Raw genomic sequence first — 25,050 nt, forward strand, 5'->3', positions numbered from 1 at the left:
AGTCGCGACCTCGTGGCATTATGGTCAAGTTGCCTGCGCAGGAGTTTACGCTCTTGTGTGAGTAATGGCGGATTTCCCAAGCGGTCAAAGGGAGCTGACTGTAAATCAGCCGCTGTAAGCTTCAGTGGTTCGAATCCACTATCCGCCACGCCTCGATAGCTCAGTGGTAGAGCACTTCCTTGGTAAGGAAGAGGTCGTGAGTCCGATTCTCACCCGAGGCTCTCTGGCGGGATAGCTCAGCTGGCTAGAGCGCACGACTCATAATCGTGAGGTCAAGAGTTCGAGTCTCTTTCTCGCTACAAATACACCGGTGCCAGCCGGTGACGAACAAACGCAGAGGTGAAGCTATGGCAAGCAAGAGTGCCGCAGTCCGTCCGGGCATCACGCTCGCATGCACGGAGTGCAAGGAGCGCAACTACATCACGACCAAGAACCGTCGTAATACACCGGATCGCCTGGAGCTGAAGAAGTTCTGCCCGCGCTGCGGCAAGCAGACGGCGCACCGCGAGACTCGCTGAGTGTTTCGCTAACAGTAGTTTGTTGGAAAGGGTCTGAGGGAAACCTCAGGCCCTTTTGTTTTCCGGTGAAGTTTCCATCTCTCCGGTTTCTGGAATAGGCCAGCCTGTCTGCAGCTGCTTATGCCTATCATGAACCCTGCACAGTGGCAGTAGGTGGCGCAATTATGGACATTGACACAAATATCGACAGAAAACGGGCAGTTTGTGTCGATATTTGCGTCATGTCTAGGGATGGGGCTGAGGTGATGGCCTAGTTGGGTCATGGCTTTGGTGACCGAATGGTGTCAGCTAGAGTGGTTTGCGCAGAATGAGTGGGGTTTGGTGATTGAAGTGTACTCACTGTTGTGGTTTGTGATGGAATGTGGGTACGGTTTGGTCATAAAGGGTAAGCGGCAAAGTGTGTTCCATGATGGGCAAGGTTCAGCTGTGTCCGGCTGGGTGGGTTAGGGCTCACCGATTCGTACATCTCTGGCACATGGTCTGTTCTTTCTTCTCATGATTCCCTGCCGTCTGGAAAATGACGCGGAAGTCATTTCGCTCGCCTTGAGACCCGCCCGGGCAGAATAGTCGTGGCATGGATTTCGATGTGCATGTTGACTTGCAACAGCACCTGTTCGGCCACGGCGTTTCAACGAAACCAAGCCTTTTGAAGAGTGCAGATTATCGAGTAGTGACTACCGACCCTAGACAAGGCTTCTCATATGTGATACGTTCTTCAAGACACGGCGTTAAGTGGTTCATCGGTTTAGTAGTCCAGCTGTGTCACAGGCGATGCTCCGTGTCAGGTCCGAGTCGTGAATGATCGGTACGTGCAACGCCGCTTGTCGATTGGGACTGTGTCTTACGCAATCCCAACCATGTACCAAGGATAAGGGCTACCGCCAATGAGTGTATTCATCGAAAATTTGCAATATCGGTATCCTAAGGCGTCGTCACCGGCCGTAGATGTATCGCGTCTTGAACTGCGTGATAACGTTACGGCAGTCATTGGCTCGAACGGTGCTGGCAAGAGCACGCTGTTTAAATGTCTCGAAGGTTTTCTCAAGGCTCAATCCGGTTCGATATCGAAGCAGGGCGGGAGCGCAAAAGAGTTTCGCAGCGCGCAAGTGTTCCAGACCGAACAGTTCTTCGACCACATCACGGTACGCGAGTGGATTGAGTTTCATGCCCTGCTCAAAAGGATTCCGCTGGACGATGAGGGGATAGACGACTGCCTTGAGAGGTGCGGCCTTTCTGGCGAGGGGCACCGCATCGCGTCGCAATTGTCCGGCGGGCAGCAGCGAAGGTTGAATCTCGTGTGTGCACTCATTGGCTCTCTTGACCTCTTGATTCTTGACGAGCCTACCACCGGTCTCGGGCTCGACTATGTTGCGCAGTTCAGTGTTGAAAAGATGGATAGATTCCATGCGTTCGAGGACTATGACAGATTCGAGGATTCGGGTATGGTCACCTTGTTCATCCCTCAGGAGCGAGATTTCTTTGCTCGCTTCGGCAGTCTGGAATCGCTGATCGCGCAGGGAATCGCTCTAAGACGGCCGGATATGAGCGACGTGTATACCCGTCACTACAAAGAGGTGATCCGATGACCGAACTCGTGAAACTCACACGTATCCTGTTCAGGATGGAATTGCGCAACTTCAAGATCTCCAGACTGCCGATGCGCATCATTGCTGTATCCATACTCATTACCCAGCTACTGTTCATGCTGTTGCAGACGGTGTTTGTGCTTGCCTTCGCATACTTGTTCTTGGGTGCGCGCTTCACGTTTACCGGCACTTCGTGGCTTTGTATTCCTGTGGTGCTGGTCGGACCGTTTGCGATGCTGGCTGTCGGTTTCTTGGTTTCGGCACGTACGGGCAACGCACGGGCGGCTACGATGATCGGGAATATGATCAATCTGGTGGCCATTTTCCTCGGCGGTGTCTTCTTTCCGTCGGATATCTGGCCGAAATTCATGCAGCCGCTCACCTGGATCAATCCGCTGACGTGGATTGTTGAAGCGCTGAGGAAATCGTGCCTGTACGGCACTATGGATCTGGCGGCATTCTGGCCGGAGATTGGTGCTGTTTCTGCAATCGCAGTGGTGTGTCTCGTTGCCGGGCTTAAACTGTTTCGCTATGAATAAGAAGCGGTGGCACGGCCGAAGTGTTCTGAACTGGTGCTGCGTGGCTTGGCTTATCAAGATTGTGCAAAGAGCTTGATTGAGGGCGCGCGATAGAGTTGTGGCATGGCTGATTTTTCTCGAGATACGAACGCTTGCCCTCGGTTTGCCGACCTCACCACCATGGGTGTTGGAGGCAGAATCGCGCGATTCGTGGAGCCGAGGACGGAGGATGAGTTTATTGCGGCAGTGCAAGATGCTGATGCCTGTAACCTGCCGTTGTGCGTGATTGGCGGAGGATCGAACATGCTGGTCTCGGATGACGATTTCGATGGGGTAGTGGTGCGGGATGCGAGGTGTGACCCACAACGTTATATCGAATTCGATCTAGAGGATGAGCGTGATGCGAGCGGTGAACAGCATACGAACGGTGAGGTGCGTGCGAATGCCGAACTATACGTGAGTGAATCTGCCGGTCTGATTGAGCGCGGCGAGCATGCTGGCGAAGAGGCGTTGACTGGCTCGGATATTCGGCCGGGGCGTCTCATTCCCAGCTCGGATGCTTATGGATATGTCACTGTTGCCGCTGGCGTGAATTGGGATGACTTCGTGGCTTGGTGTGCGGAGCGCGATCGCTCGCAGATTGAGGCGCTTTCAGGCATTCCGGGCACTGTCGGCGCGTCTGTGGTGCAGAACATCGGTGCCTACGGGCAGGAAGTGGCCTCCTTTGTGAACTCAGTGACGGTGTTCGACCGTCAGACTGGACAGAAGCGAACGCTGAACCACACGGATTTGAAGTTCGGGTACCGTATGTCGCTGCTCAAGCAATCCATGTACTGCGATGACGGAACCGATACTTCTGGCGGAACTGATACGTCCGTCGGGGTTGTCGCAGGCGTTGCGGCTGATGCGGATGCTCCGACCGGTGTGCCCGATACAGACGGCATATCCTCTGAACGCAGAGCCAATCGCTTTTTCCCCTCGCCTCGCTACATCGTGCTGGACGTGACATTCGGCCTGCCCAAAAGCAGAACCAGCATGGTCGGCGAGGTGAGCGCGGTGGACGGTGTGGCCGGCAACGGTGCCGGCGAGCGGCAGAGCGCTTCCGGACAGTTGTACCGCGCGCTGCTTGCCGAGGGGCTGGAAATTTCCAACAGCAATCTTGAAGTGCCCAATGCGCTTGTGCGCCAAGCGGTGCTTGCCATTCGCGCGCGCAAAGGCATGCTGGAAGATCCATACCGCTACGAGTCTCCTTGGATGCGTGGTACGAAAGACGAGGCCAATGTTGCCGAAGCGCAACGTATGTTTGACAAGACGGTGCAGGATAAGGCGCATGGGCTGTCTGAAGCTGAGTCTGCCAGCATCGCTGCCGAGCTGCGCGCCAACCGGCACAGCTGCGGCAGCTTCTTCACCAACCCGGTGCTGAGCAAGGAACAGGCGAAGCTGCTGCCAGAAGACGCGCCGAAATATCGCGTGGCGACTGGCGAGTATGGCGAAGATGAGCATCGGATATATCGCGTGAAAACTTCAGCAGCGTGGCTCATTGACCATGCAGGTTTCCATAAAGGCTTTGCGTTGCCATCAGACAGTGAGGGTGTTGGTGACATTCACGAGGGTGGCGATGAAGGGGCGAGCCGGTCTGCGGTCGGCGGTGTGAACGATGGTGCTGCCTCTGGGAAGGGTCACGCGGCTGGGGCTTCGCTCTCGACGGTGCACACGTTGGCGCTGACCAATCGCGGCGGGGCTTCGGCACAGCAGATCGCCGAGTTGGCGCGCGAAATCGTGCGCGGTGTGCGCGAGAAGTACGGTGTGCAACTGGTGCCGGAGCCTGTGGTGATAGGACTTGACCTATAGGTATCGCCGCAAGCACGCTGTGATTCGGCGAATTGTCGCAGTTGGATTAAGAGCGGTCTCGAACGGTTTGCAATTTGGCTCGCGGCTGAGGCTATTGGCTCTTGCCGTGTCGTATATTGAGCTGACGCACTCTGGTTTCGGTCAAAAGCGGTAGTATTGTCTATATAGCGAGGCTTTAAATTTTTAAACGTCTTTTCTGAAGCGTGCGTAAAAATAAAAACCTCTTTTTATTTTTTTTAAAACACTCGATATTGTTTTATACTTTTCAAAATTCCTGATACGCTATTGATATTCGTCATAGTTGACCCGATGCGCAAAGGAGAGATCATTGGTCACCTCAGAGAAACAATCGTTGGCCGGTATCCTGACCGACCGTAAGACGCTGGTGAAGGCGGCGATTTGCGTCGTTGTCGGCCTCGTCATTTTCCTTATTCCTGCTCCTGCAGGTGTTGACCCGCGCGGCATGCACTTGCTGGGCGTGTTCGTCGGCACGATTCTGGCGCTCATCCTTCAGCCGCTGCCCACCCCGGCCGTGGCGATCGTCGGCCTGGCGATTGCGATGCTCACTGGTTCCATGGATGTTTCCAAAGAGGCGTTCGAGGGCCTGGGCAGCTCGTCCATCTGGCTGATCGTCTCCGCGGTCTTCTTTGCCGAAGGTTTCGCTGCGACAGGTCTGGGACGGCGCATCGCTTTGCTGTTCATTTCCCTGCTGGGCAAGTCGTCGTTGGGCATCTCGTATGGTCTCGCCGCGGCCGACTTGGTCATCTCCCCGGCAACGCCTTCCAACACGGCGCGTCTGGGCGGTATTCTTTTCCCGATTATCCGCTCGATCAGTGATGTGCAGGGGTCGAACACCAAAACCGACGAGTCGCGTAAGAAGCTGGGCGCCTTCCTTGCCGCCACGGCGAGCAACGTCAACGTCATCACCTCCGTCATGTTCATCACCGCATGTGCCGCAGGTTCGGTGATGGCGGGCATGGCCGATCAGGCCGGCGTCCATATTCCGTGGGGCACGTGGGCCATTGCCTGCATCGTGCCTGGCCTGCTGTGCCTGCTCATCATCCCGGCTCTGATCTACAAGATCTTCCCGCCGACCATCAAGCATGTGCCCAGCGCCAAAGCCGACGCCAAGCGTGAGCTGCATGAGATGGGCAGTCTGACCGTTCAGGAATGGATCATGACCTTTACCTTCGTTCTCATGATTGTGCTGTGGGCCACCGGTTCGCTCACCGGCATGGCCGCGGTTACGGTCGCCTTCCTCGGTGTCTCGATTCTGCTGGTCACCGGCATCATCGACTGGAAGACGATGGCCGCCGACAAGTCCGCTTGGCAGACCCTTATCTTCTTCGGCATCATGGTCGGCATGGCCAAGCCGCTGAGCTCCTTGGGTGTCATCACCTGGATCGGTGACCGCATCACCGGTCTGGTAGGCGGTATGCCGTGGTATGCCACCATGGTGATCCTGGGTATCGCCTACGTGCTCATCCACTACCTCTTCGCCTCCGAGTTGGCGCAGGTCGTGGCTTTGTACACGCTGTTCGTCACTGTCACCATCGCAGCCGGTGCCCCACCGTTCGTGGCCTTCCTGGAGTTCGCTTGCATCTCCGGTCTGATGGGAGCCATGACGCATTATGCGTCCGGCCCGGCGGCGCTTATTTACGGAGCCGGGTACCTGAAGACCTCTGAGTTCCTGCGTGTCGGTATTATCTGCTGTGCGGTCACGGTCACTATCTTCCTCACGCTCGGTGTGGGCTGGTGGAAGGTGCTGGGCCTGTGGTAAATAGGTGAGCGCACAATGCGTTCGTGATATGTTTTCTGCGGCGGTCGCCCCTGTGTTCATGTGCACAGGGGCGACCTTTTGTTGGGCTGCCTTATATGCGTCCGCGTTCCTTCATGACCGCCGCGACGACCCGCAGGGCAACCGACTCGCTCATCACGATGTCGGTGAACAGTCCGCCACGCAATGCCCCGAGCAGTGCTTTGGTCTTGAATTTGGAGTTGATCATGGCGAAGCGTACCGGCGTCTTCATGATGGTTTCAAGATCCAGGCCGAAGGTGGTGTCGTGATCCTGATTGAGGAAGTTGCCGTGCACGTCGAACGGGCGCCCGTAGGCGAGCCCGGCGATCTGGTCGAGGCTGACACCGGGGAATACTCGGTCGATGTTCGTCCACCAAGCCGGGATGGATTTGACGGAGTCCAACGTGCCCAGGCTAGTAAACAGCAGTTCCATGTGAGTCGCCGTCTCAAGCGTCTCTCGGGTGGCGATTTCTTCTAGCATGCCTTTTCTGGTCGCATCGTCCACGATGTACAAGGGGCCGGCGAGGGTGCAGTATTTGCTGGAAAACTGCTTGGCGACACGTTCGACCATGCGCATGGAGCCTACTTCTGACTCGTATTTCATATTTTCGCCGATGAACTGCGTGAAGGTGACGGATTCGAGGATTTCGCGGCTGAATTCATCGGTCATGTTGTACACGGTGGAACCCCATGTCGTGCCAACGACGGAGCTTTGGCGGATATAACGCTCGATGCTGTGCGCTGCATATCGGTTGATATTGGTGTGATTGCTGGTGGGGTTGCCGCTGTTTTGCAGGATGTGCAGGTGCTTGATAGGGAATTCCTGCTGCAGCTGCTGCTCGAGCCGGTGGTTGCGTGCCTCGGGGGATTGGATGATGAACGTGACGATGCCGCGCTCGCGCGCCTCCTTGAGGTATTTGTTGACCAGGTAACGGCTGAGCTGGTATTTGGATGCAATCTGCTCGAGGTTGAGCCCCGAGAGATAGTAGTCCTGGGCGATGTTGGCGAGCAGTTCCTGTGGTTCCATGATTGGTCCTTTCGGTGGTGCCGGCAAACGCAGCAGACGATTTTTAATATTTTAAACCTGCTTGCGGTAATTGAGTAAAGAGTAAAACGTATTTTCGTTATTTTAAAAATTTATAGCTCAGATTTACAACTTTTAAACTTCTTGCTACACTTGTGCACATCGGGATTGTTCACTATCGAGCAATGCTCGAAGGTTGTTTGTCCATGAAAAAGGAGTTGGGTTTGATGGACCAAGAAAAGATTCTGCAACTGCATCGTTCGCACACCGGTGTGTTGGATATCGCCGCCGATTTGCCGGTGACGAACAGGGCAGAGTTGGCTGAGGCCTATACCCCCGGAGTGGCTGGTCTGGCCAAGCTTATTGAGCACGATCCCCACGCCAAGGATCTGTACACGGTCAGCGGCAAGCTGGTTGCCGTCATCACCGACGGTTCGGCGGTGCTGGGCTTGGGCAACATAGGCCCTGCCGCGGGTCTGCCGATTGTGGAAGGCAAGTCGTTGCTCTATAAGCAGCTTGCCGGCGTTGATGCCATCCCCATGACGGTCGAACAGGTGAGCGCCGATGAATTCGTCGATACGGTAGTCAATATTTCACAGTCTTTTGCCGGTATTCACTTGGAGGACATCGCGGCTCCGAAGGTCTTCGAAATCGAAGAGAAGCTTAAGCGGCGTGTGAATATTCCGGTGTATCACGACGATCAAACCGGTACGGCCATCGTGGTGCTTGCGGCGCTCATCAATGCGGCCAAAGTGGTCGGCAAGCCGCTGAAGGACCTCAACGTTGTCATCAATGGTGTGGGCGCTTCGGGCGTGGCGACGGCCAAACTGCTCTACGCCGCCGGCATCACCCACCAAACGCTGGTCGACATTGACGGCGTGGTACGAGCGGATGACGACCGGTTCAACCCCTACCAGCGTGAAGTGGCGGGACGTATGGAATCGGCTGACGGTTCAACGCTCGACGAGGTGATTGACGGTCAAGACGTATTCATTGGGCTCTCTGTCGACCATGTGCTGTGTGCAGACCAGGTGCGCCGTATGGCCAGCGATCCCATTATCTTTGCCTTGGCGAACCCGGTTCCTGAAATCGACCCCGACGAGGCGCATGATGCGGGAGCTGCGGTAGTGGCTACCGGTTCGTCGCAGTGGCCGAACCAAGTCAACAACATTCTTGCTTTCCCGGGTCTGTTCAAAGGGTTGCTGCGCTACGGGGTCAAAGAAGTGAGTGTCGAGTTGCAGCTCGAGGTATCTGCCAAGCTGGCTGCTCTTGTTGAGCGACCGGACGCACAAAATGTTGTTCCGGGCGTGTTTGCGGATGGTGTGGTTGAAGCCGTTGAAGTGGCGGTTTCCCACTTCGCTCCAGCGCAAGAGCAAGCTTCCTGAGCTTGTGTAGGAATTTGCACGGTATGCGGAGTTAGCCGCATACCGGGAGGAATGTGGTGTAGGAGTGTGAGGAAGGGGTGCCATGGCTACCGTCATCAGGGATATATATCTCGACAATGCACAGTCAAACCGGCGCTGGCGCCAATTCCTTGCCCAAGCCGGCATTGAGCGGTTCCTTGAGTCTGAAGTGACCTCACTGGATCAGACCGTAGGCGTCTTTGACGATGACCGGCTGGTTGCCACTGGTTCCATTGCGGGATCCATCATCAAGTACATGGCTGTGTTGCCAGGGGCTGGCGTTCACGGGGCGCTGTTCAATCAAGTGTTCAGCGAACTTGTCTCGCGTTTGGCGGCTCGTGGCATCTTCCACTATTTTGTATTCACCAAGCCAGGTTATGTTGCTTCGTTTGAGCATGTCGGCTGTACGTGCTTGGCTCAAGTCGATGCCGGAGCCGTCCTGGAAGGTGGAGTTCCGGGCATCGAAGCGTATCTGGATCGTCTGCCGCAGGAACGTGAAGACGCTGACGTGGCTGCCATAGTCATGAACGCAGACCCGTTCACACTGGGACACCGCCATCTTGTCGAACGTGCCGCCAGTGAGCATGAACGAGTGTATGTCTTCGTCTCGCGCAACGACGCGTCGCTGCTTACCAGCGACGAGAGATTGATGCTGGTGCGTCAAGGGCTTGCTGACTTGGGGAACGTGGCTGTGTGGAGCGGAGGGGACTATCTCGTCAGCTTTGTGACCTTTCCCTCCTACTTTCTGCATGCCTCGCAGAACGTGGTCGATTACCAGACGCGTCTGGACGCCACGGTGTTCGCTCGCTGGTTCGTTCCACGGCTGTCGGTCCGTGCTCGCTACGTGGGCGAGGAGCCCTTCTCTCCCGTCACCGCCACCTACAACGCCGCCTTGCGTCAGGTATTGGAACCGCAAGTGTGCGTTCAGATCGTGCCTCGTCTTGAAGTCGTGGGAATCCCCGTCAGTGCCAGCGCGGTGCGTCGTGCGATTGGCGGAGATGAGCGTGGAGATATCGCGACGCTGGTGCCGCGTACCACTGAAGATTTTATCCAACAGCATTGGGCTTCATTGAGGTCCAGAATCAAGAAAGGAATAGCAGCACATGAACGTGAAACGTAATGCGACTGCGGGGACGCTGGAGTCTTCCGACATCCAAGTGACCATTGCCCCAGGTAGCGCCGGCGTCAACATTGATCTGCAATCCGATGTGATGAAGCAGTTCGGCACGCAGATCAAGGAGACCATCTCCGGTGTGCTTGAACGCTATGGCATCGATAACGCAGAGGTCAAGGCGGTCGACAAAGGGGCGCTGGACCTGGTCATACGGGCACGCACCATAACGGCGGTGCAGCGCGCGCTGGACATAGTAGACGAGCCGAAGTGGGAGGTGCTGTGATGGCTGAGAATACTGAACGGTTACGGCGCACCATGATGTTCGTGCCTGGCAACAATCCTGCAATGCTCAAGGACGCCGGGATCTACGGTGCCGACTCCATCATGTTCGACTTGGAGGACGGCGTCGCGCTTGAGCAGAAGGATGCCGCCCGCTATTTGGTGTATGAGGCATTGACCGGGATCGACTACGGTGACGTCGAGCTGGTGGTGCGCATCAACGGCGATGACACCCCCTTCTACGAGAACGACATCAAAGCCATGGTAAAAGCCGGCATCGAAGTGATTCGTATGCCCAAGGTGGAGTCTGCCGCGATGATGCACGATCTCGAAGAGCGTGTGGCGGCTGCTGAACAGGAGTTCGGCAAGCCGGTGGGGTCCACCAAGCTCATGGCCGCCGTTGAGTCTTCCGAGGGTGTACTGCATGCCGAAGAGATTGCCAAATCTTCGGACAGAATGATTGGCATCGCCCTGTCCGCCGAGGACTACACCACCGACATGAAAACGCACCGTTACCCTGATGGGCAGGAGCTGTTCTTCGCGCGCTGCATGGTGGTGCATGCCGCCCGCGCGGCAAAGATCGCGGCGTTCGACACGGTGTTCTCCAACATGAACGACCCGGAGGGCTTCTACCGCGAGACGAAGCTCATCCACCAGATGGGCTTCGACGGCAAGTCGCTCATCAACCCCCGCCAGATTGAGATGGTCAACGAAGTGTTCCTGCCCACCGCCAAAGAGGTGGAGAACGCGCAGAACGTGATCGCCGCCATTGAACGGGCGCGTGAACAAGGATCAGGTGTGATCTCAATGAACGGCAAAATGGTCGATCGCCCGGTGGTGTTGCGTGCCGAGCGCGTGATGAAACTGGCTGAAGCCTCCCATCTGCTTGACGAGGAAGGAAACTACCTTGGAAAATAACGTAGGTCGGATTTTGCCCGACGATATCATGAACAATCTGGGGTTTGAACCTTACCGGAGCGCTGACTATGGCGACCCCGTGGTGACTCGCGTCGCGCCGAAAGTCCATGCCTCCAAGGGAGAGGGCAAGCTTTGCGATTCCCTCGAGGACGTGGTGCGTCAGAGCGTGCGTGACGGCATGACCATTTCCTTCCACCACCATTTGCGCGGCGGGGACTTTGTCTTTAACCAAGTCATGCGCATCATTATCGATGCAGGCTACCGAGACCTCACCTTGGCTCCGTCCTCGCTCACCGGAGTGATGAACGACATCGTCGTAGAGGCTGTTGAACAAGGCGTGGTCACCAACATCACCTCCTCGGGTATGCGCGGTTCCCTAGGCGAGGCTGTCTCTCATGGGCTGATGGAAAACCCCGTCATTTTCCGTTCCCATGGCGGCAGGGCCCGGGCAATCGAAGAAGGCAGCATCAAGATCGATGTGGCGTTCCTCGGTGTGCCCAACAGCGACGAGATGGGCAACGCCAACGGCATGGAAGGCAAATCGGCGTTCGGCTCTCTGGGATACGCCATGGTCGATGCAGCCTATGCCGACACGGTGGTGCTCATCACCGACGAGATCAAGCCCTACCCGAACGCACCCGCTTCCATCAAGCAAACGCAAGTGGACTACGTGGTCAAGGTCGACACCATCGGTGACCCCGAAAAGATCGGTTCCGGCGCCACCCGCTTCACCAAAGATCCCAAAGAGCTCAAGATCGCCAAGTCGGTCAACGAGGTCATTACGCATTCCCCGTACTTCAAGGATGGGTTCTCCTTCCAGACCGGTTCCGGCGGTGCGGCGCTCGCAGTAACGCGTTTCCTGCGTCAGTCCATGATCGATGCCGATGTGAAGGCTTCGTTCGCTCTTGGCGGCATCACCAAACCGACGGTGGATTTGCTCGAAGAGGGGCTTATCGGCCGCATCATGGACGTGCAGGATTTCGATAAGGGTGCTGCGCAATCCATGCATCTGAACGCCAACCAGCAGGAGATCGACGCATCTTGGTACGCCGATCCTGCCAACAAGGGTGCGATGGTTGACAAGCTTGACGTGGCCATTCTCTCAGCACTGGAGATCGACACGAAGTTCAACGTCAACGTCATGTCGGGGTCGGACGGTGTGATTCGTGGCGCGGTCGGCGGACATCAGGATGCCGGCACGGCGAAGCTGACGATTATCTGCGCTCCTCTGGTGCGTGGGCGCATCGCTACGGTGGTGCCTGAAGTGACTACGGTGGTTACTCCAGGAGCGTCCATCGATGTGCTGGTTACCGAGGTGGGCATCGCCATCAACCCGGATCGTCAGGACTTGCAGAAGGCGCTTGGCGCCATCCCGGGTCTGCCGGTCTACTCGATCGAGGAACTTCAGCAGCGTGCGCAACGCATCGTGGGCGTGCCGGAACCGTTGAAGTTCACCGATCGTACGGTGGCGCTGATTGAATACCGCGACGGTACGATTATCGACACGATTCGTGAAGTGGCTGACTGACCGTTGATCTGTATGCCTGCCGGCATGTGCTGTGGGCATACGGGTCACCGGTTCGATCTCGTACATTCGGTCACGCCGGCACGTGTTGCAGTGTGACCGGGTGTGTGGGACATGTATGCGGTGGGTCGATCGATAATCGACTCACCGCGTCCCTCGGTTCCTTGTGAGCTGAGGGCTGCGCCTTGATGGGAAGAAGGAATGTATGTTGTTGGATGCGGGGGAGCGCCAGACGCTCCCGGCCATTCTTGAGAACCGGCAGTGGCGTGAGCGTGAACAGCGCAAGCTGGCAGAACGGTTTCCGGGATGTTGTGTTGTCTCGGTGAAGATGAATATTCCCGGGGCGGTGAAAACGAACGATGGCATCCGTGCGATGTTCAGCACGGGCATGGAGGAATTCGGGCGTCAGCTGAGTGAGCGTGGCATTGAGCTCGTGGAATATCATGTCTATATGAAGCGTGCCACGGGGCCGGAAGCATTCATGGTGCTCGACGGCGGAAGCCTGACGGTCAAGATGGAGGCCATAGCGTTTGAAGATGATTATGTCATCGGGCGTCTCTTCGACGCGGATGTGATGACTGCTGCTTCGCAGGACCAGCTTTCGCGCAGTAGCCTAGGCATAGATCCGCGGGAGTGCTTGGTGTGTGAAAAGCCGGCCAAGGTGTGTGCCAGAGCACAGGCGCACAACGTGTGGCAGATAGGCAATGCGGTGGACGGCTATTTCAGGCAGTACCGTGACATGGTGCGTGAGACACAGTGCGAGACGGTAGGATGACTGCGCATAATGACGTGGTGAGTGTTGTGGGTATTGCGCGTTCGGCGCAGCGTGCCATGCTGTACGAGGTTGTGGTGCATCCCAAGCCCGGCCTTGTTGATCCTGTGGATTCAGGTTCGCATCGCGATATGGATGTGTTCACCTTTATTGACAGTTCGGTCGCACTGCGGGGATATTTCGAACGTGCGGCGCAGGCCGGAGCGGATTTTCGCGACGATAATCTGCCGCTGCTGTTCGAACGGTTGCGTGATCTGGGACGGCAAGCCGAACGGGAGATGTTCGCAGCCACGAACGGAGTGAACACCCACAAAGGCGCGGTTTTCTCCTTGGGCATTGCAGTTGGGGCCACGGCATGGTGGTGCCGGGAGCACATGTACGACACCTGCGCCGTGCAGCGTGTGATCCGGCAGATGCTGCAGGGGCTGTCCGAACATGATTTTCAAACAATGCGGGAAGACCGACACCCTCTTACCGCAGGTGAGAAGCAATTTCTAGAATCCGGCAGAACGGGAATCCGGGGGGAAGCCGAACATGGCTTTCCTGCTGTCGTCGATGTGGCGTTGCCTTTTTTGAGGCATCGTTCCGGCACGCTCAACGAGCGTCTGCTGGACACATTGATGATGCTTGCCACAGTGACACAGGACTCCAACCTGATCAAACGTGCCGGGAACGAGCATGTACTGGAATGGCTGAAAAGCAAGGTTGACGAGTATTTCAGCTTTGGTGGTGCGTGCAGTGAGCGCGGCATAGCGTTTCTGGACGATCTCAATGCCGAATTCGTACAGCGAAACCTCAGTTTGGGAGGCTGTGCGGACTTGCTGATACTCACTATTTTCTTCGCTCTGTTAGAAGGTGCCATCGGCGATGATGGGATTGATGGCAATGGTGATGCCGATGGCGGTAACTGAGTGAAGCCTCAGGCCGGCAGCCAATCAGTGAATCAGCGAATCAGTGAATAAGTCAGTCAAGCGACCAGTCAGCCAACCAATAAATACGTGTCCAATATATGAGTAATTGTGACGAACCGCATATTTTTGTGGTTATCTTGTATCCAGCCGCGCAGCTGATCGGTGCGGCTCACGAGTTGGCAATAGCATGGGTTGGAGCACAACATGGAGTTGTTTAGAACGAAATCTGTGGAGCAGACGCTCGCGGAGACCACAAGTGGCGACAGAAAGCTCAAACGTACGTTGGGGCCTTGGGATCTGGCTGTCATGGGTGTTGCCGTCGCCGTGGGCGCCGGTATTTTCTCGGTCGGAGCGCAGGCTTCGGCCTTCCACGCAGGACCTGCTGCCATTCTCAGCTTCATCATTGCCGGTGTGGTGTGTGCGGCGGCGGTGATGTGCTATGCCGAATTCGCCTCCATGATTCCGGCGGCCGGCTCAGCGTACACGTTTACTTACACCACTATGGGCGAGTTCATGGCGTGGATTGTGGGCTGGGACCTCATCCTGGAGACGCTCATGGCCTCCTCGGTCATCGCCAAATATTGGAGTGTGTATCTCAATGACTTCATGCACCTGATGGGGTTGAACTTCAGTACCGAACTGCACTTCGGCTCCTTTACCTTCGATTTCGCTCCCATCATCGTGGTGGCGTTCTTCACGGTGCTGCTCGTGCTTGGCACAAAGATTTCGGCACGCGTGGACGGTGCATTCACCGTGCTCAAAATCGGCATTGTGGCGTTCGTCGTCATCGTTGGTTTCTTCTACATCAAAGCGTCGAACTATTCGCCCTTCATTCCGCCATCGCAGCCCGCGGACTCGGTTCTAGGTGCCGCTTCGGGCAGTACGATGATGCAGCCGCTCTTCCAATGGATGACCGGACAGCAGCCCACCATTTACGGTGTTTCCGGCATTATCTCGGGAGCCGCTCTCGTCTTCTTTGCGTTCATCGGCTTTGACACCGTAGCCAGCGCCTCCGAAGAGACCAAGAATCCCAGCCGCAACGTGCCGCTGGGCATCGGTATCGGCATGGCCATCGTGATCGTCATGTACATCCTGGTGGCCATCGTCACCACAGGTATGGTCTCCTACAAAGACATGGCCAAGGTCAAGAGCCCCTCGCTGTCCACAGGTTTCGAAATGGTGGGTGCCACGTGGGCGGCCAAGATCATCTCATTCGCCATCATCATCGGTCTGACCACCGTGGTCATGGTGATGCTGCTGGGCCTCACTCGCGTCATCTTCGCCATGAGCCGCGACAACCTTCTTCCCGAAGGCCTCTCCAAGGTCGGCAAGCACGGCACGCCCGCACGTTTGCAGATTGGCGTGAGTATCATCGTCGCTTTTGTCGCTTCCTGCTTCGACGTCGGCATCCTGTCCGACATGGTCAACATCGGTACGCTTTCCGCGTTCACGTTGGTGGCCATATCCGTTCCGATCATGCGCAAGAAGCGCCCCGACCTCAAACGTTCCTTCAAGATCCCGGGCAACCCGGTCGTGCCGATACTCATTGCCCTAGCCTGCCTGTGGCTTATGCTCAACCTCACGGTACTTACCTGGATTCGGTTCCTGGTTTGGTTGGCTGTCGGTTTTGTGGTGTACTTCGGGTACTCCTACAGACATTCCCGGCTTGGGCGAGGCGACCTTGACGAGGTGTCTTTGCACGCCGACGAGGTCTGACGGCAGAGGTCTGCTGAACCGCGTACTCTTGGGGAAGACTTGAAACCTGGAGGGTGAAAAATGGCATATGTAATTGCCCAGCCGTGTGTCGACGTGAAAGACAAGGCATGCGTGGACGAATGCCCGGTCGACTGCATCTATGAAGGCGACCGTTCGCTCTACATCAACCCCAACGAGTGTGTGGACTGCGGTGCCTGCGAGCCGGTGTGTCCCACCGAGGCCATCTTCTATGAAGATGACGTGCCCGAGGAATGGGCATGGTATGCGGATGCCGCAGTCGAGTACTTCAACGATCTCGGTGATCTGGGCGGAGCTCAGGGCGCAGGCCCCTCTGGTAAAGATCCGTCCCAGGTGGCGGCTCTGCCACCGCAAAACCAGGAGTAAGCATGGGCTTCCACCGTTTCTCCTCGCCTTACGACTGGAGTCGCGTCGCCGGGTTCAAAGACCGGGCGAGAGCAGTGGCGGGCGGCATGATCGACCTGTCCGTCGGATCTCCGGTGGATCCGGTGCCCGCTTCGGTGCAGCAGGCGCTCGCCTCCGGTGCCGACGCTGCGGATGCGCATGGATACCCGCTGACCGCAGGGTCGACGGCATTGCAGGATGAGTTGGTTCACTGGTTTGTTCAGGCTCGCGGTGTGGATCTGCAGGCGATCGGTGCTTCGGTGGTGCCCACGGTCGGATCGAAGGAAGCGGTGGCGCTTATGGCGTCCCTGCTGCATTTGAATCCGGGGGACGTGGTGGTGCAACCGCAGGTGTCCTATCCCACGTACGCCATCGGCACCCAGTTGGCCGGTGCCAAAGTAATGACCGTGGCTGATGTGGCCGATGTTGACTCCTGGCTCTCTGTGCCTCGTGTCAAAGCCATATGGGTCAATTCCCCCAATAATCCTACGGGTGAGGTGCTGTCCGCCGGGCAACTGCGGGATATTGTGGCCGCTGCGCGTTCTATCGGTGCGGTGGTGCTCAGTGACGAATGCTATGCGCAGCTTGTGTGGAGTGAAGATGGCAGCCGTGCCGGCAATGCACCATGCGTGCTCAGTTCGGATGTGTGCGGTCGCTCGTCACAGGGGGTATTGTGCCTCTACTCGTTGAGCAAACAGTCGAACATGGCTGGGTATCGTACCGCCTGCATTGCGGGCGATCGCAGCATCGTTGACGATATGACCGTCTACCGTAAGCAAATCGGGCAGATTGTGCCCGGTCCGGTGCAGGCCGCAATGGTGGCGGCTTTGCAGGATGAGGATGCGGTGTCCATGCAGCAGCTGCGCTATGCCGGCCGGCTGCGCAAACTGGTGACTGCGCTGCAACAGTACGGTTATGATGCCCGCATGCCGCAAGGTGGCCTGTATGTTTGGGTGAGGGCTTTGGGTCGCGACTGCTGGGAGGACATGGAACGGTTGGCGACTCTTGGCGTGGTGCCGAGTCCCGGCGAATTCTATGGGGATGCCTCGCACCTGCGCTTCTCGGCCACGGCCACAGACGAAGACATCGACGTGGCTGTGCAACGGCTGGTGCGCTGAAGTTCCTGCTGTCTGAGTCGGGCTATCGCCCTCGCACGGCGCTGTCCTCCTGCCACGTATTATCTTCCAATCCCAGACTTGCCACAGTTTTGCCATACCGTTGATGCACGGCGTCAAGTGCGGCTTCGGCCTTGCGCGTGCGTTCCGACCTCACGTCGCGCGTGCTCGGCTGATCTGCTTCTTCGATGAGATCGTCGATGGTAATTTGCACCGGCGTCTCGCTTTTCTTGGTAAACGAACTCGCGCTCACCCCGGCCAGACGCACTTCGCGAGTCAGTGGAGTGCTCATAACGGATTCCTGGGGCATGTCCAGCATGGCTTTGAGCAGGTGCATTGATTCCGGGTACATCTCCTCGGTGGTGTCAACCGGGCGTTCCAGCGTGTGGGCTTTGGTGGAATAGCTCAGGTTGGCGTAGCGCAACTTAACGGTCACGGTTCTCGCCACAAGTCCCTTGCCTCGCAGTTCCGCCGAGACCTCATTGCAGCAGTGGTGCAGCAGACGCGCGACTTGCGCCATATCACGGGTGTCTCTCTCGAAGGTGATTTCGGCGCCTATTGACTTTTCCACCGCGTGTGTCACGATCGGCCGTTCATCCTGTCCTCGTGCGGCCAGGTAGAGGTTGTGCGCAGTTACCTTCGAGCGTGTGGCCCGAACGAGTGCTTCCTCGTCGGTGTCGGCCAGCTCTTCCACGGAATTGATGCCCCATGCGGTCAGGCGCCGTTCGAGAGCCGGGCCGATGCCGGGTATGCCTCGCAGGGGCATCATCTGTACGAAGTGTGCGTGTTCGCTGGCAGGAATGAGCAGCATACCGTCGGGTTTGGCATTGGTGGAAGCCATCTTGGCCACGAGCTTGTTGGCGGCGATGCCCACTGAACAGGTGATGCCGAACCGGTGAAACACCTCGGCTCGTATCCACTTGCCGATGGCGGTGGGGCTGCCCCAGCGCAGCAATGCGCCGGAGACATCCATGTACCCCTCATCCACGCTCACCTGTTCGATTTGGTCGGTTACCTGTTCGAACACCTCTTTGAATATGCGCTGTGACATCTCGTGGTAGTACTTCATGTCCACGGGAACATAGGCGCCTTCCGGGCACAACTGCCTGGCTCGAGCCATGGGCATGGCCGAGTTCACCCCGTATTTGCGAGCCTCGTAGTTCGCTGCGGACACCACGCTGCGCGGTCCTACGAAGCCGATGATTACCGGGCGGCCTCGCAGTTCTGGGTGGCGTACCGTCTCCAGAGAGGCATAGAAGGCGTCCATGTCGATATGCAGCACATTGCACCCCGTCTCATCGTGTCCCCAGTCGCGTTTTGCGGCCTCAAGTCGTGGTGCTGTACTCATGCTCCTATTCTACGGCTCCGCTGGATTGCTGTGGGCGGACAGGGCTGTGTTTGAAAGCATCAAGTTCCCACAGTGCGCTTACCGGCAGCGCCCACAGGTTGCCCGGCCATTTGAGGATCTGGGAACCGGTATATATCAGGTATCCGCGGTGGAACCCCGGGGTTTGTGCCAGTGCTGCGAGACCTTTGAAATCCCGCCGCTCAACGTGCGATGAGGCCTTGACTTCAATGCCGAGTGTGCGGCCTCGCCGGGTAAGTATCAAATCGACTTCTTTAGCGTTGCTGCCCGGAGTGCGCCAGTAGAAACAGTCAGGGTGTACCGCGGACCATTGCGTGGCAGGTACAATCTGGTTGACTACGAACGATTCGAGTACTGCTCCGAACGCGGTCGGGTCTTCGTGTGCGTTCTTGCCTTTGGATAGCAAGGTCTGGATGCTGAACGACGTGTCAACCGGGTGTATCTTGGCTCTGGCAAAAGTCTGCCGGTTTGGCGTGGTTCGCACGTTGGGTAGTGCATACACCAGGAAGCGGCGCATGAAAATGCTGATATAACGTTCCACCGTTCGCCGGTCGAGTGCCAGCTCGCGGCCGAGCATGCTCGTATTGAGGATGCCGCCGGGAGTGCAGAGCATTTTATCCAACACGTTTGCAGCGATGGAAATGTCAAGTTTTTCATCCGGGAGAATGGTGTTTCCTAGGGCGCCGCGTATATCGTCGTTTACCAAGTTCTCGCGTTCCCAATCCGCAAGCTCTTCGTATTGCGTTGAATATTCGGGAAAGCCTCCGGCTGCGATGAGCGTGTACAGATCATCGTTACGAAGAGTGCTCTCATATCCGGTGTTTGGCTCGTCGTTCCATAAGTCATCTACGATGCTCTCGGTGGCACCATGGATTTCGCGACCGGTAAGCGGGCTCATGGTGTAGTGCTGCGCGCGCCGTGCGAGAGGATCCTGCCCATCCAAGCCAGTGCGATTGATGATGGCGCTGCCGGTAAGTAAAAAATAGGTACGTCCCGAAGGTAGTGCGTCGACGATCTCCTTAACGGCCATGGGAAGGTCTGCGATGCGCTGTGCTTCGTCGATGGCAACGGGGAGTGTCAGACTTTCGAGCCAACCGCGCAGGTCGGCCTGAGCTGCGGCGAAAACGCTGGGGTCGGCCAATGTCGTGTACGAGTAGCCCAGGGGGACAAGCTGATGGCGCACCATCATGGTCTTGCCGACCGCGCGAGCGCCTTCAAGAATAACGACTTTGCGTTTGCTGTCCTGCAATGGTGTGGACAAAGCGCGTGTGATGTATGAGCTCATAGTCATGAGGATACCAGAATTGTAATTTTTGTACATCGGATGTACAAAAATTTGCGCATCCGATGTACAAAAATTACATTTTTCCTCTGTGTTTGCTCTGTACTTTTCTCAAACAACGTCCACTGTGTGCTGTGTCTGTGGGCGTGGATGCACGCTTGGGATCCAATGGATGCCTCGTTCTCGGTGGCTGGATGCACGTGCATTGGGTTCAGCGGCACTTGGTCGGCAAGGTGTGCGCTCGCGGGCTGCGGCATGTGTGCATGGCAACGTTCCCGCGCGCACCGGTGTGTTCCGTCGCGGAGGACTGCTAAAGTACAAGACGTTGCTTATGCAACACGGAGCCGTGCCTGAGCGGCCGATAGGGGCACCCTGCTAAGGTGTTAACTGCGCAAGCGGTTCGAGGGTTCGAATCCCTCCGGCTCCGCGAACAGACCCGAAACGTTGAAATGTCAATGGTTTCGGGTCTTCTTGTATCGCTCGATCGGTGGAGGAATCGGTATGACGATGGGCATGTTTCCCAGTGTGGTTCGCGTCTGTCTAGCGCGGGCCTCAAGCGTCTCACTGCTCCCTGCCATGGTGCCATCGTGCCGGTGCGGGAGTGTGCATGAGTGACTCCTCCCTGTTCTCTACGATCACCGACACGCCCGAAACTCCAGCGCACGATTCCTTCGTGGAGCGCAAATCCGAATTTATCGGGGACGCTTGCCACGTCAACACGCTGGACGAGGCGCTCGTCTTTGTGGAGCAGATTCGCCAATCCCACCCCAAAGCCCGACATACCTGCTATGCCGCCATTGTCGGTGCCACAGCCGGCGCCTCCAAAGAACGGATGAGTGATGATGGTGAGCCCTCGGGCACTGCGGGCAAACCCATTCTGGATGTGCTGCGCGCCAACCAACTCACGGATTGCGTGGTTGCAGTCACTCGCTATTTCGGCGGTGTTCTGCTTGGTTCCGGCGGTCTCATCCGCGCATATTCCACCGCCGCTTCGATGGCGGTCAAACAGGCGACTGTTGTGCGCATCGTGCCTAAGAAAATCTACCGTGTCACTCTTGCTTATGCGTGGATTGGCAAGTTCGAGCAGATTGTGGCCGATCTGTCGGGGGAGTGCCTGAGTCGAGACTTTACCGATCGGGTGAGGATGAGCGTGGCAGTGCCTGCGAGCGCGGCCGAACGTTTCGAGCTGCAGGTGCGCGAGGCCTTCAGTGCCCAAGCGAGGATAGAGTTCACGGGACTCGCTTAGCCGGGTCGCCGGCGGGCTATGCTGGAAGCATGACTGATGAGGAAACCGAAACCAGCGACGGCCAGAGTGGAACGCAAGGTGATGTGCAGACGCCTGAGGCAGCCATGCCCGCATCTGTGCCCCAGAGCGCGGCTGCTAGCGGTGGTGCAGAAGAGCAAACCTCGGCTGAAGCGCCGGTCGGGAGCGCTGATGATGCTCCGGCTGCCGTGACCGAAGCGCTGACCGACAGCTACGAGCGTCTGCGACATTCCACTGATGCTCAGGAGCTGAGTGAGTTTGCGCGTCGTCCGCTTCCTCCGCGCTCCGAGCAGTCGGCTTTCTCTCGTGCCACGGCATTGCTTGAGGCCGTGGCGGGCAACGCCCACACCCCGCTGGAAGATCGCATCTTCTTGGGTGAGACCATGCCGTTCCCGAATATTCTGGTCAAACTTTCCGAAGACAGTTCGGTGCAGGTGCGTATGGCTGTGGCTGCCAATAAGGACGACAAGAACTGGCTGGTCGGTCGGCTGACCAAAGATCCTGACATTTCTGTGCGGCAGACCGCGTTACGCAACCCTCAGACTTCGTGGAAAATGCGTCTGGAAGGCGCACAGGACACCGAAGTAGACGAGCAGACACTCGATTTTCTGGCTTGCCTGGGTGTGGAGAGTGAACAGGGAGCCCCCCAGGTTCTCTCAACCATGGTGCGGCGGGCTGTAGCTCTCAACCCGAACACGTCTGAACAAACGTTGCGCCGGCTGTCTTCGGACAGCTCCGCGGAGGTGGCGGCGGCCGCCAATCGTGCGCTCGAATCGCGAGGGTGAAACAAGCTTCTGTTAAGTCAGGGGTTCCTATACAATGGAGAGGTGTTGTGTTTCCCTACGGGGTCCTTCAAAGCGCTTTCCCACTCGCACTCGAGGACTTTCAGGGAGCCCACGGATAATGAGGCACAAACTCTCGCTGTCTTTCAGGCGTGTGGTTTGGCCCGGAACACAATATAAAAGAAAAGGTACACTCGTGAAAACTTTCACACCGAAGCCAGCTGATCTGACTCACGACTGGTACATTATCGACGCCGCTGACGTGGTGCTCGGTAAGGTAGCGACCAAGGCTGCCACGCTGCTGCGCGGCAAGAACAAGCCGACGTTCGCCCCGAACGCTGATTTGGGTGCGCACGTCATCGTCATCAATGCTGAGAAGATTGCTCTGACTGGCAAGAAGATGGACAAGGTGCTCTACTCGCACTCGGGCCGCCCCGGCGGACTGCGCGAGGACTCCTACGCCAAGCTGCTGGAGACCAACCCCACCCGCATCATTACTGCTGCGGTCAAGGGCATGCTGCCGAAGAACCGTCTGGCTGCCGTTCAGATGAAGCGTCTGCATGTCTTCGCTGGTGCGGAACACCCGCACACCCCCCAGAAGCCTCAGCCCGTGGAGATTGAGAATATCTCCCAGCAGGCCAAGTGAACCGAGAGGAGATAACACATCATGGCTGAAAACACCGAAAACTCCGCGGTTCAAGAGACCGAAGAGGAACTGACTTCCTACACTACCGAGACCAACGCCGGCGTCGGCACTGGCACCTCGCAGATTGCTCCTGGCTACGGCACCGGCCGTCGTAAGGAAGCTGTCGCCCGCGTGCGCCTGACCCCGGGTTCGGGTAACTGGACGATCAACGGCCGCAAGCTCGAGGAGTTCTTCCCCTCCCGCCTGCAGCAGCGTGAGGTCAACTCGCCGATCGTTCTGCTCAAGCTTGAGAACAAGTTCGATATCAACGTCATCGTCGAGGGTGGCGGCACCACCGGCCAGGCTGGAGCCATCCGCCTGGGTGTGGCCCGCGCGCTCAACGAGATTGACCGCGATGCGAACCGCGCCACCTTGAAGAAGGCAGGCTTCCTGACTCGCGACGCCCGCGTCGTGGAACGCAAGAAGGCCGGTCTGCACAAGGCACGCCGCGCGCCTCAGTTCTCGAAGCGCTGACGCTCTGCGTTTACTGTTGTGTGCGATGGCCCCGGGTTTTCCTCGGGGCCATCGTCGTATTGAGGCATGTGTGTCTCGGTGTGGTGCGCAACGGCGGATGAGCAAGACGGGGAGACGGTGCGGATGTCGTCGAGATGCCACGCCGCAGAAGAGATACAGCATGGTAAAGGATTGCATCATTGTTGACGTAAAACGTTTTCAATGTCATGGTGCGGGTGTTGCATAAGAATTGTGCACTAGGATGTGCTCACTCACATGTTACGAAAGGAAAAACGGCCATGAAAGCTCTCGTACTTACTGGTGTCAAGCAGTTCGAGATTCAGGATCTGCCCACCCCTCAGATCGATGCGGACGAAGTACTCATCAACACGGCTTATGCAGGCGTGTGCGGCACGGATCATGACCTCTATGCTGGACGTCCCGGCTCTGCCTCCGCTGTTCCTCCCATCGTGCTTGGGCACGAGAATTCCGGTACCGTAGAGGCAGTCGGGGAGGCTGTCACCAACGTCAAGCCGGGAGACCGCGTGGCAGTGGATCCCAACATCTACTGCGGTCAGTGCGAGTTCTGTCTCACTGGTCGTCCTGAATTGTGTGACGCGCTGAGTGCCGTAGGTGTCACCCGCAACGGCGGCTTGGCCGAGCAGTTCACTGCGCCGTCCACGGTGGTCTACAAGCTTCCTGATTCGGTGTCGTTCAAGTCTGCTGCTGCTATCGAGCCGATCTCCTGCGCTGTGCACGGCGTTGATTTGCTTGAGCTGCACCCCTACCAGAAGGCGCTGGTCATCGGCGACGGATTCATGGGGCAGCTGTTCGCGCAGATTCTGCAGGCGTACGGTGTGCACCAAGTGGACATGGCCGGCCTGTTTGACGAGAAGCTCGATTTGAACCGTGAGAAGTTCGGTGTTAAGCGTACCTTCAACACCACCAAGGTCGCAGTGCCCGAAGGTGAGTATGACGTTGTCATTGAGGCCGTAGGCCGTCCGGAGACCCAGCATTCCGCAGTGCTGGCCACCAAGAAGGGTGCTCAGGTGCTCATGTTTGGTGTTGGGCCGCAGGAGGCGCACTTCGAGATGAACACGTATGACATTTATAAGAAGCAGCTGACCATCAAGGGCTCGTTCATCAACCCGCTCACCTTCAATGATGCCATTGCCCTGTTGGACAGCGGTAAGGTGGACGTCGATCCCCTGATCAGCCATGAACTGGAGCTTGAGCAGGTGCAGGACTTCCTGGACGGCAAGATTACCGGCGTGTCTAAGGCCGTCGTCAAGGTGGCAAAGTAGCGAGCTTTGCCGGTACGGCAGAGGGAAGGAATCAACATGCAACCGATGACAGCGTTCACCACTGACTTCCAGCACTCTGGCATGCCTGCCAGGGATTTGGATGAGACCATCGAGTTCTATACCGATAAGCTTGGTTTTGAACTGGTCAAGATATTTCCCAACGGCGAGAATCGATGCGCCTTCTTGCGCTACGGTCATCTGACCATCGAGACCTGGGAGGGCGATCCGGTGGCCATGAAAGACGGTGCCATCAACCACTGGGCACTTGACACTCCGGACATCGAGGCGGCGTTCCATCATGCCAAGGAATTGGGGCTCGAACTCAAGGATCAGGAGATTCAGAGCATTCCCACGTTCTGGGACAATGGCATCCGCTATTTCAACGTGTACGGGCCTAATCGGGAGACCATCGAGTTCTGTCAGATCGTCTGATGCAGCGGCGTTTCTTCTGCTACGTTATGTAG

Annotated in this window: 24 protein-coding genes and 4 tRNA genes; 25 read left to right on the plus strand and 3 right to left on the minus strand. The window is 57.2% G+C overall.

The features are described from left to right. Nucleotides 1-66 precede the first annotated feature (66 nt). From AC3B5A_RS05545 to AC3B5A_RS05580, 8 genes are all read left to right on the plus strand, one after another. Nucleotides 67-148: transfer RNA gene (locus AC3B5A_RS05545), tRNA-Tyr, on the plus strand. A gap of 1 nt (nt 149) precedes the next feature. Then, a tRNA-Thr gene (locus tag AC3B5A_RS05550) sits at nt 150-221 on the plus strand. A 4-nt stretch (nt 222-225) separates the two neighbouring features. Next, nucleotides 226-299 (plus strand) — tRNA-Met (locus tag AC3B5A_RS05555). A 48-nt stretch (nt 300-347) separates the two neighbouring features. Beyond that, on the plus strand, nt 348-518 hold the full coding sequence (gene rpmG, locus AC3B5A_RS05560) for a 50S ribosomal protein L33 (RefSeq protein ID WP_489799479.1): 171 nt from the start codon (nt 348-350) through the stop codon (nt 516-518). A gap of 884 nt (nt 519-1,402) precedes the next feature. Further along, nucleotides 1,403-2,104, plus strand: a complete 702-nt coding sequence (locus tag AC3B5A_RS05565; RefSeq protein WP_489799480.1) for an ATP-binding cassette domain-containing protein — start codon at nt 1,403-1,405, stop codon at nt 2,102-2,104. Then, entirely contained in the window at nt 2,101-2,643 is a 543-nt protein-coding gene (locus AC3B5A_RS05570; protein WP_489799482.1) for an ABC transporter permease, read from the plus strand. Before AC3B5A_RS05565 ends, AC3B5A_RS05570 begins: the two co-directional genes overlap by 4 nt. 102 nt (nt 2,644-2,745) lie before the next feature. Then, on the plus strand, nt 2,746-4,473 hold the full coding sequence (locus AC3B5A_RS05575; protein WP_489799484.1) for an FAD-binding protein: 1,728 nt from the start codon (nt 2,746-2,748) through the stop codon (nt 4,471-4,473). Nucleotides 4,474-4,801: 328 nt separating this feature from the next. After that, entirely contained in the window at nt 4,802-6,253 is a 1,452-nt protein-coding gene (locus tag AC3B5A_RS05580) for a DASS family sodium-coupled anion symporter (RefSeq protein ID WP_489799486.1), read from the plus strand. A 91-nt stretch (nt 6,254-6,344) separates the two neighbouring features. On the opposite strand, the gene AC3B5A_RS05585 is transcribed toward AC3B5A_RS05580, so the two are convergent. Then, nucleotides 6,345-7,298, minus strand: a complete 954-nt coding sequence (locus AC3B5A_RS05585; protein ID WP_489799488.1) for a sugar-binding transcriptional regulator — start codon at nt 7,296-7,298, stop codon at nt 6,345-6,347. A 224-nt stretch (nt 7,299-7,522) separates the two neighbouring features. On the opposite strand from AC3B5A_RS05585, the gene AC3B5A_RS05590 reads away from it, so the two are divergent. From AC3B5A_RS05590 to dapC, 10 genes are all read left to right on the plus strand, one after another. Further along, nucleotides 7,523-8,680, plus strand: a complete 1,158-nt coding sequence (locus AC3B5A_RS05590; protein ID WP_489799593.1) for an NAD(P)-dependent malic enzyme — start codon at nt 7,523-7,525, stop codon at nt 8,678-8,680. An 82-nt stretch (nt 8,681-8,762) separates the two neighbouring features. Next, a complete protein-coding gene (gene citC / locus AC3B5A_RS05595) occupies nt 8,763-9,818 on the plus strand; it encodes a [citrate (pro-3S)-lyase] ligase (RefSeq protein WP_489799490.1) in 1,056 nt (351 codons plus the stop codon). Beyond that, the gene (citD, locus tag AC3B5A_RS05600) at nt 9,802-10,095 is read left to right on the plus strand and encodes a citrate lyase acyl carrier protein (RefSeq protein ID WP_489799492.1); all 294 of its coding nucleotides are present in this window, start codon (nt 9,802-9,804) and stop codon (nt 10,093-10,095) included. Before citC ends, citD begins: the two co-directional genes overlap by 17 nt. After that, nucleotides 10,095-11,009 (plus strand): citrate (pro-3S)-lyase subunit beta, encoded by a 915-nt coding sequence (gene citE, locus AC3B5A_RS05605; RefSeq protein ID WP_489799494.1) that lies wholly within the window; start codon nt 10,095-10,097, stop codon nt 11,007-11,009. The genes citD and citE overlap by 1 nt, the downstream gene beginning before the upstream one ends. Next, nucleotides 10,999-12,537 carry a citrate lyase subunit alpha gene (citF, locus tag AC3B5A_RS05610; protein ID WP_489799496.1) on the plus strand — a complete coding sequence of 513 codons (1,539 nt, stop codon included), beginning with the start codon at nt 10,999-11,001 and terminating at the stop codon, nt 12,535-12,537. The genes citE and citF overlap by 11 nt, the downstream gene beginning before the upstream one ends. A 202-nt stretch (nt 12,538-12,739) precedes the next feature. Next, nucleotides 12,740-13,309 (plus strand): citrate lyase holo-[acyl-carrier protein] synthase, encoded by a 570-nt coding sequence (citX, locus tag AC3B5A_RS05615; protein WP_489799498.1) that lies wholly within the window; start codon nt 12,740-12,742, stop codon nt 13,307-13,309. Further along, the gene (gene citG / locus AC3B5A_RS05620; protein ID WP_489799499.1) at nt 13,306-14,217 is read left to right on the plus strand and encodes a triphosphoribosyl-dephospho-CoA synthase CitG; all 912 of its coding nucleotides are present in this window, start codon (nt 13,306-13,308) and stop codon (nt 14,215-14,217) included. Before citX ends, citG begins: the two co-directional genes overlap by 4 nt. A gap of 204 nt (nt 14,218-14,421) precedes the next feature. Beyond that, on the plus strand, nt 14,422-15,933 hold the full coding sequence (locus AC3B5A_RS05625) for an APC family permease (protein WP_489799501.1): 1,512 nt from the start codon (nt 14,422-14,424) through the stop codon (nt 15,931-15,933). Between the two features lie 60 nt (nt 15,934-15,993). After that, nucleotides 15,994-16,317: a ferredoxin gene (gene fdxA, locus AC3B5A_RS05630; protein ID WP_489799503.1), complete on the plus strand. Its 324-nt coding sequence runs from the start codon at nt 15,994-15,996 to the stop codon at nt 16,315-16,317. A gap of 2 nt (nt 16,318-16,319) precedes the next feature. Next, the gene (gene dapC, locus AC3B5A_RS05635) at nt 16,320-17,453 is read left to right on the plus strand and encodes a succinyldiaminopimelate transaminase (protein WP_489799505.1); all 1,134 of its coding nucleotides are present in this window, start codon (nt 16,320-16,322) and stop codon (nt 17,451-17,453) included. 22 nt (nt 17,454-17,475) lie between these two features. Here dapC and dinB read toward each other — a convergent pair whose 3' ends face one another. Together dinB and AC3B5A_RS05645 are read right to left on the minus strand one after the other, a co-directional pair. Then, nucleotides 17,476-18,798 carry a DNA polymerase IV gene (dinB, locus tag AC3B5A_RS05640; RefSeq protein WP_489799507.1) on the minus strand — a complete coding sequence of 441 codons (1,323 nt, stop codon included), beginning with the start codon at nt 18,796-18,798 and terminating at the stop codon, nt 17,476-17,478. 4 nt (nt 18,799-18,802) lie between these two features. Further along, on the minus strand, nt 18,803-20,101 hold the full coding sequence (locus AC3B5A_RS05645; protein ID WP_489799595.1) for an ATP-binding protein: 1,299 nt from the start codon (nt 20,099-20,101) through the stop codon (nt 18,803-18,805). A 337-nt stretch (nt 20,102-20,438) separates the two neighbouring features. On the opposite strand from AC3B5A_RS05645, the gene AC3B5A_RS05650 reads away from it, so the two are divergent. From AC3B5A_RS05650 to AC3B5A_RS05680, 7 genes are all read left to right on the plus strand, one after another. After that, nucleotides 20,439-20,525: transfer RNA gene (locus AC3B5A_RS05650), tRNA-Ser, on the plus strand. A 180-nt stretch (nt 20,526-20,705) separates the two neighbouring features. Next, the gene (locus AC3B5A_RS05655; protein WP_489799508.1) at nt 20,706-21,344 is read left to right on the plus strand and encodes a YigZ family protein; all 639 of its coding nucleotides are present in this window, start codon (nt 20,706-20,708) and stop codon (nt 21,342-21,344) included. A 29-nt stretch (nt 21,345-21,373) separates the two neighbouring features. Continuing rightward, the gene (locus AC3B5A_RS05660) at nt 21,374-22,147 is read left to right on the plus strand and encodes an AbrB family transcriptional regulator (RefSeq protein ID WP_489799510.1); all 774 of its coding nucleotides are present in this window, start codon (nt 21,374-21,376) and stop codon (nt 22,145-22,147) included. Between the two features lie 193 nt (nt 22,148-22,340). Further along, on the plus strand, nt 22,341-22,790 hold the full coding sequence (gene rplM, locus AC3B5A_RS05665; RefSeq protein WP_489799512.1) for a 50S ribosomal protein L13: 450 nt from the start codon (nt 22,341-22,343) through the stop codon (nt 22,788-22,790). A gap of 21 nt (nt 22,791-22,811) precedes the next feature. Beyond that, a complete protein-coding gene (gene rpsI / locus AC3B5A_RS05670) occupies nt 22,812-23,303 on the plus strand; it encodes a 30S ribosomal protein S9 (RefSeq protein WP_489799514.1) in 492 nt (163 codons plus the stop codon). A 278-nt stretch (nt 23,304-23,581) separates the two neighbouring features. After that, complete coding sequence (locus tag AC3B5A_RS05675) at nt 23,582-24,586, plus strand: zinc-dependent alcohol dehydrogenase family protein (RefSeq protein WP_489799515.1); 1,005 nt, start codon at nt 23,582-23,584, stop codon at nt 24,584-24,586. Between the two features lie 45 nt (nt 24,587-24,631). Continuing rightward, nucleotides 24,632-25,018 (plus strand): VOC family protein, encoded by a 387-nt coding sequence (locus tag AC3B5A_RS05680; RefSeq protein WP_489799597.1) that lies wholly within the window; start codon nt 24,632-24,634, stop codon nt 25,016-25,018. The last annotated feature ends 32 nt before the right edge of the window (nt 25,019-25,050 follow it).

The organism is Bifidobacterium sp. ESL1133 (genome assembly GCF_058107325.1).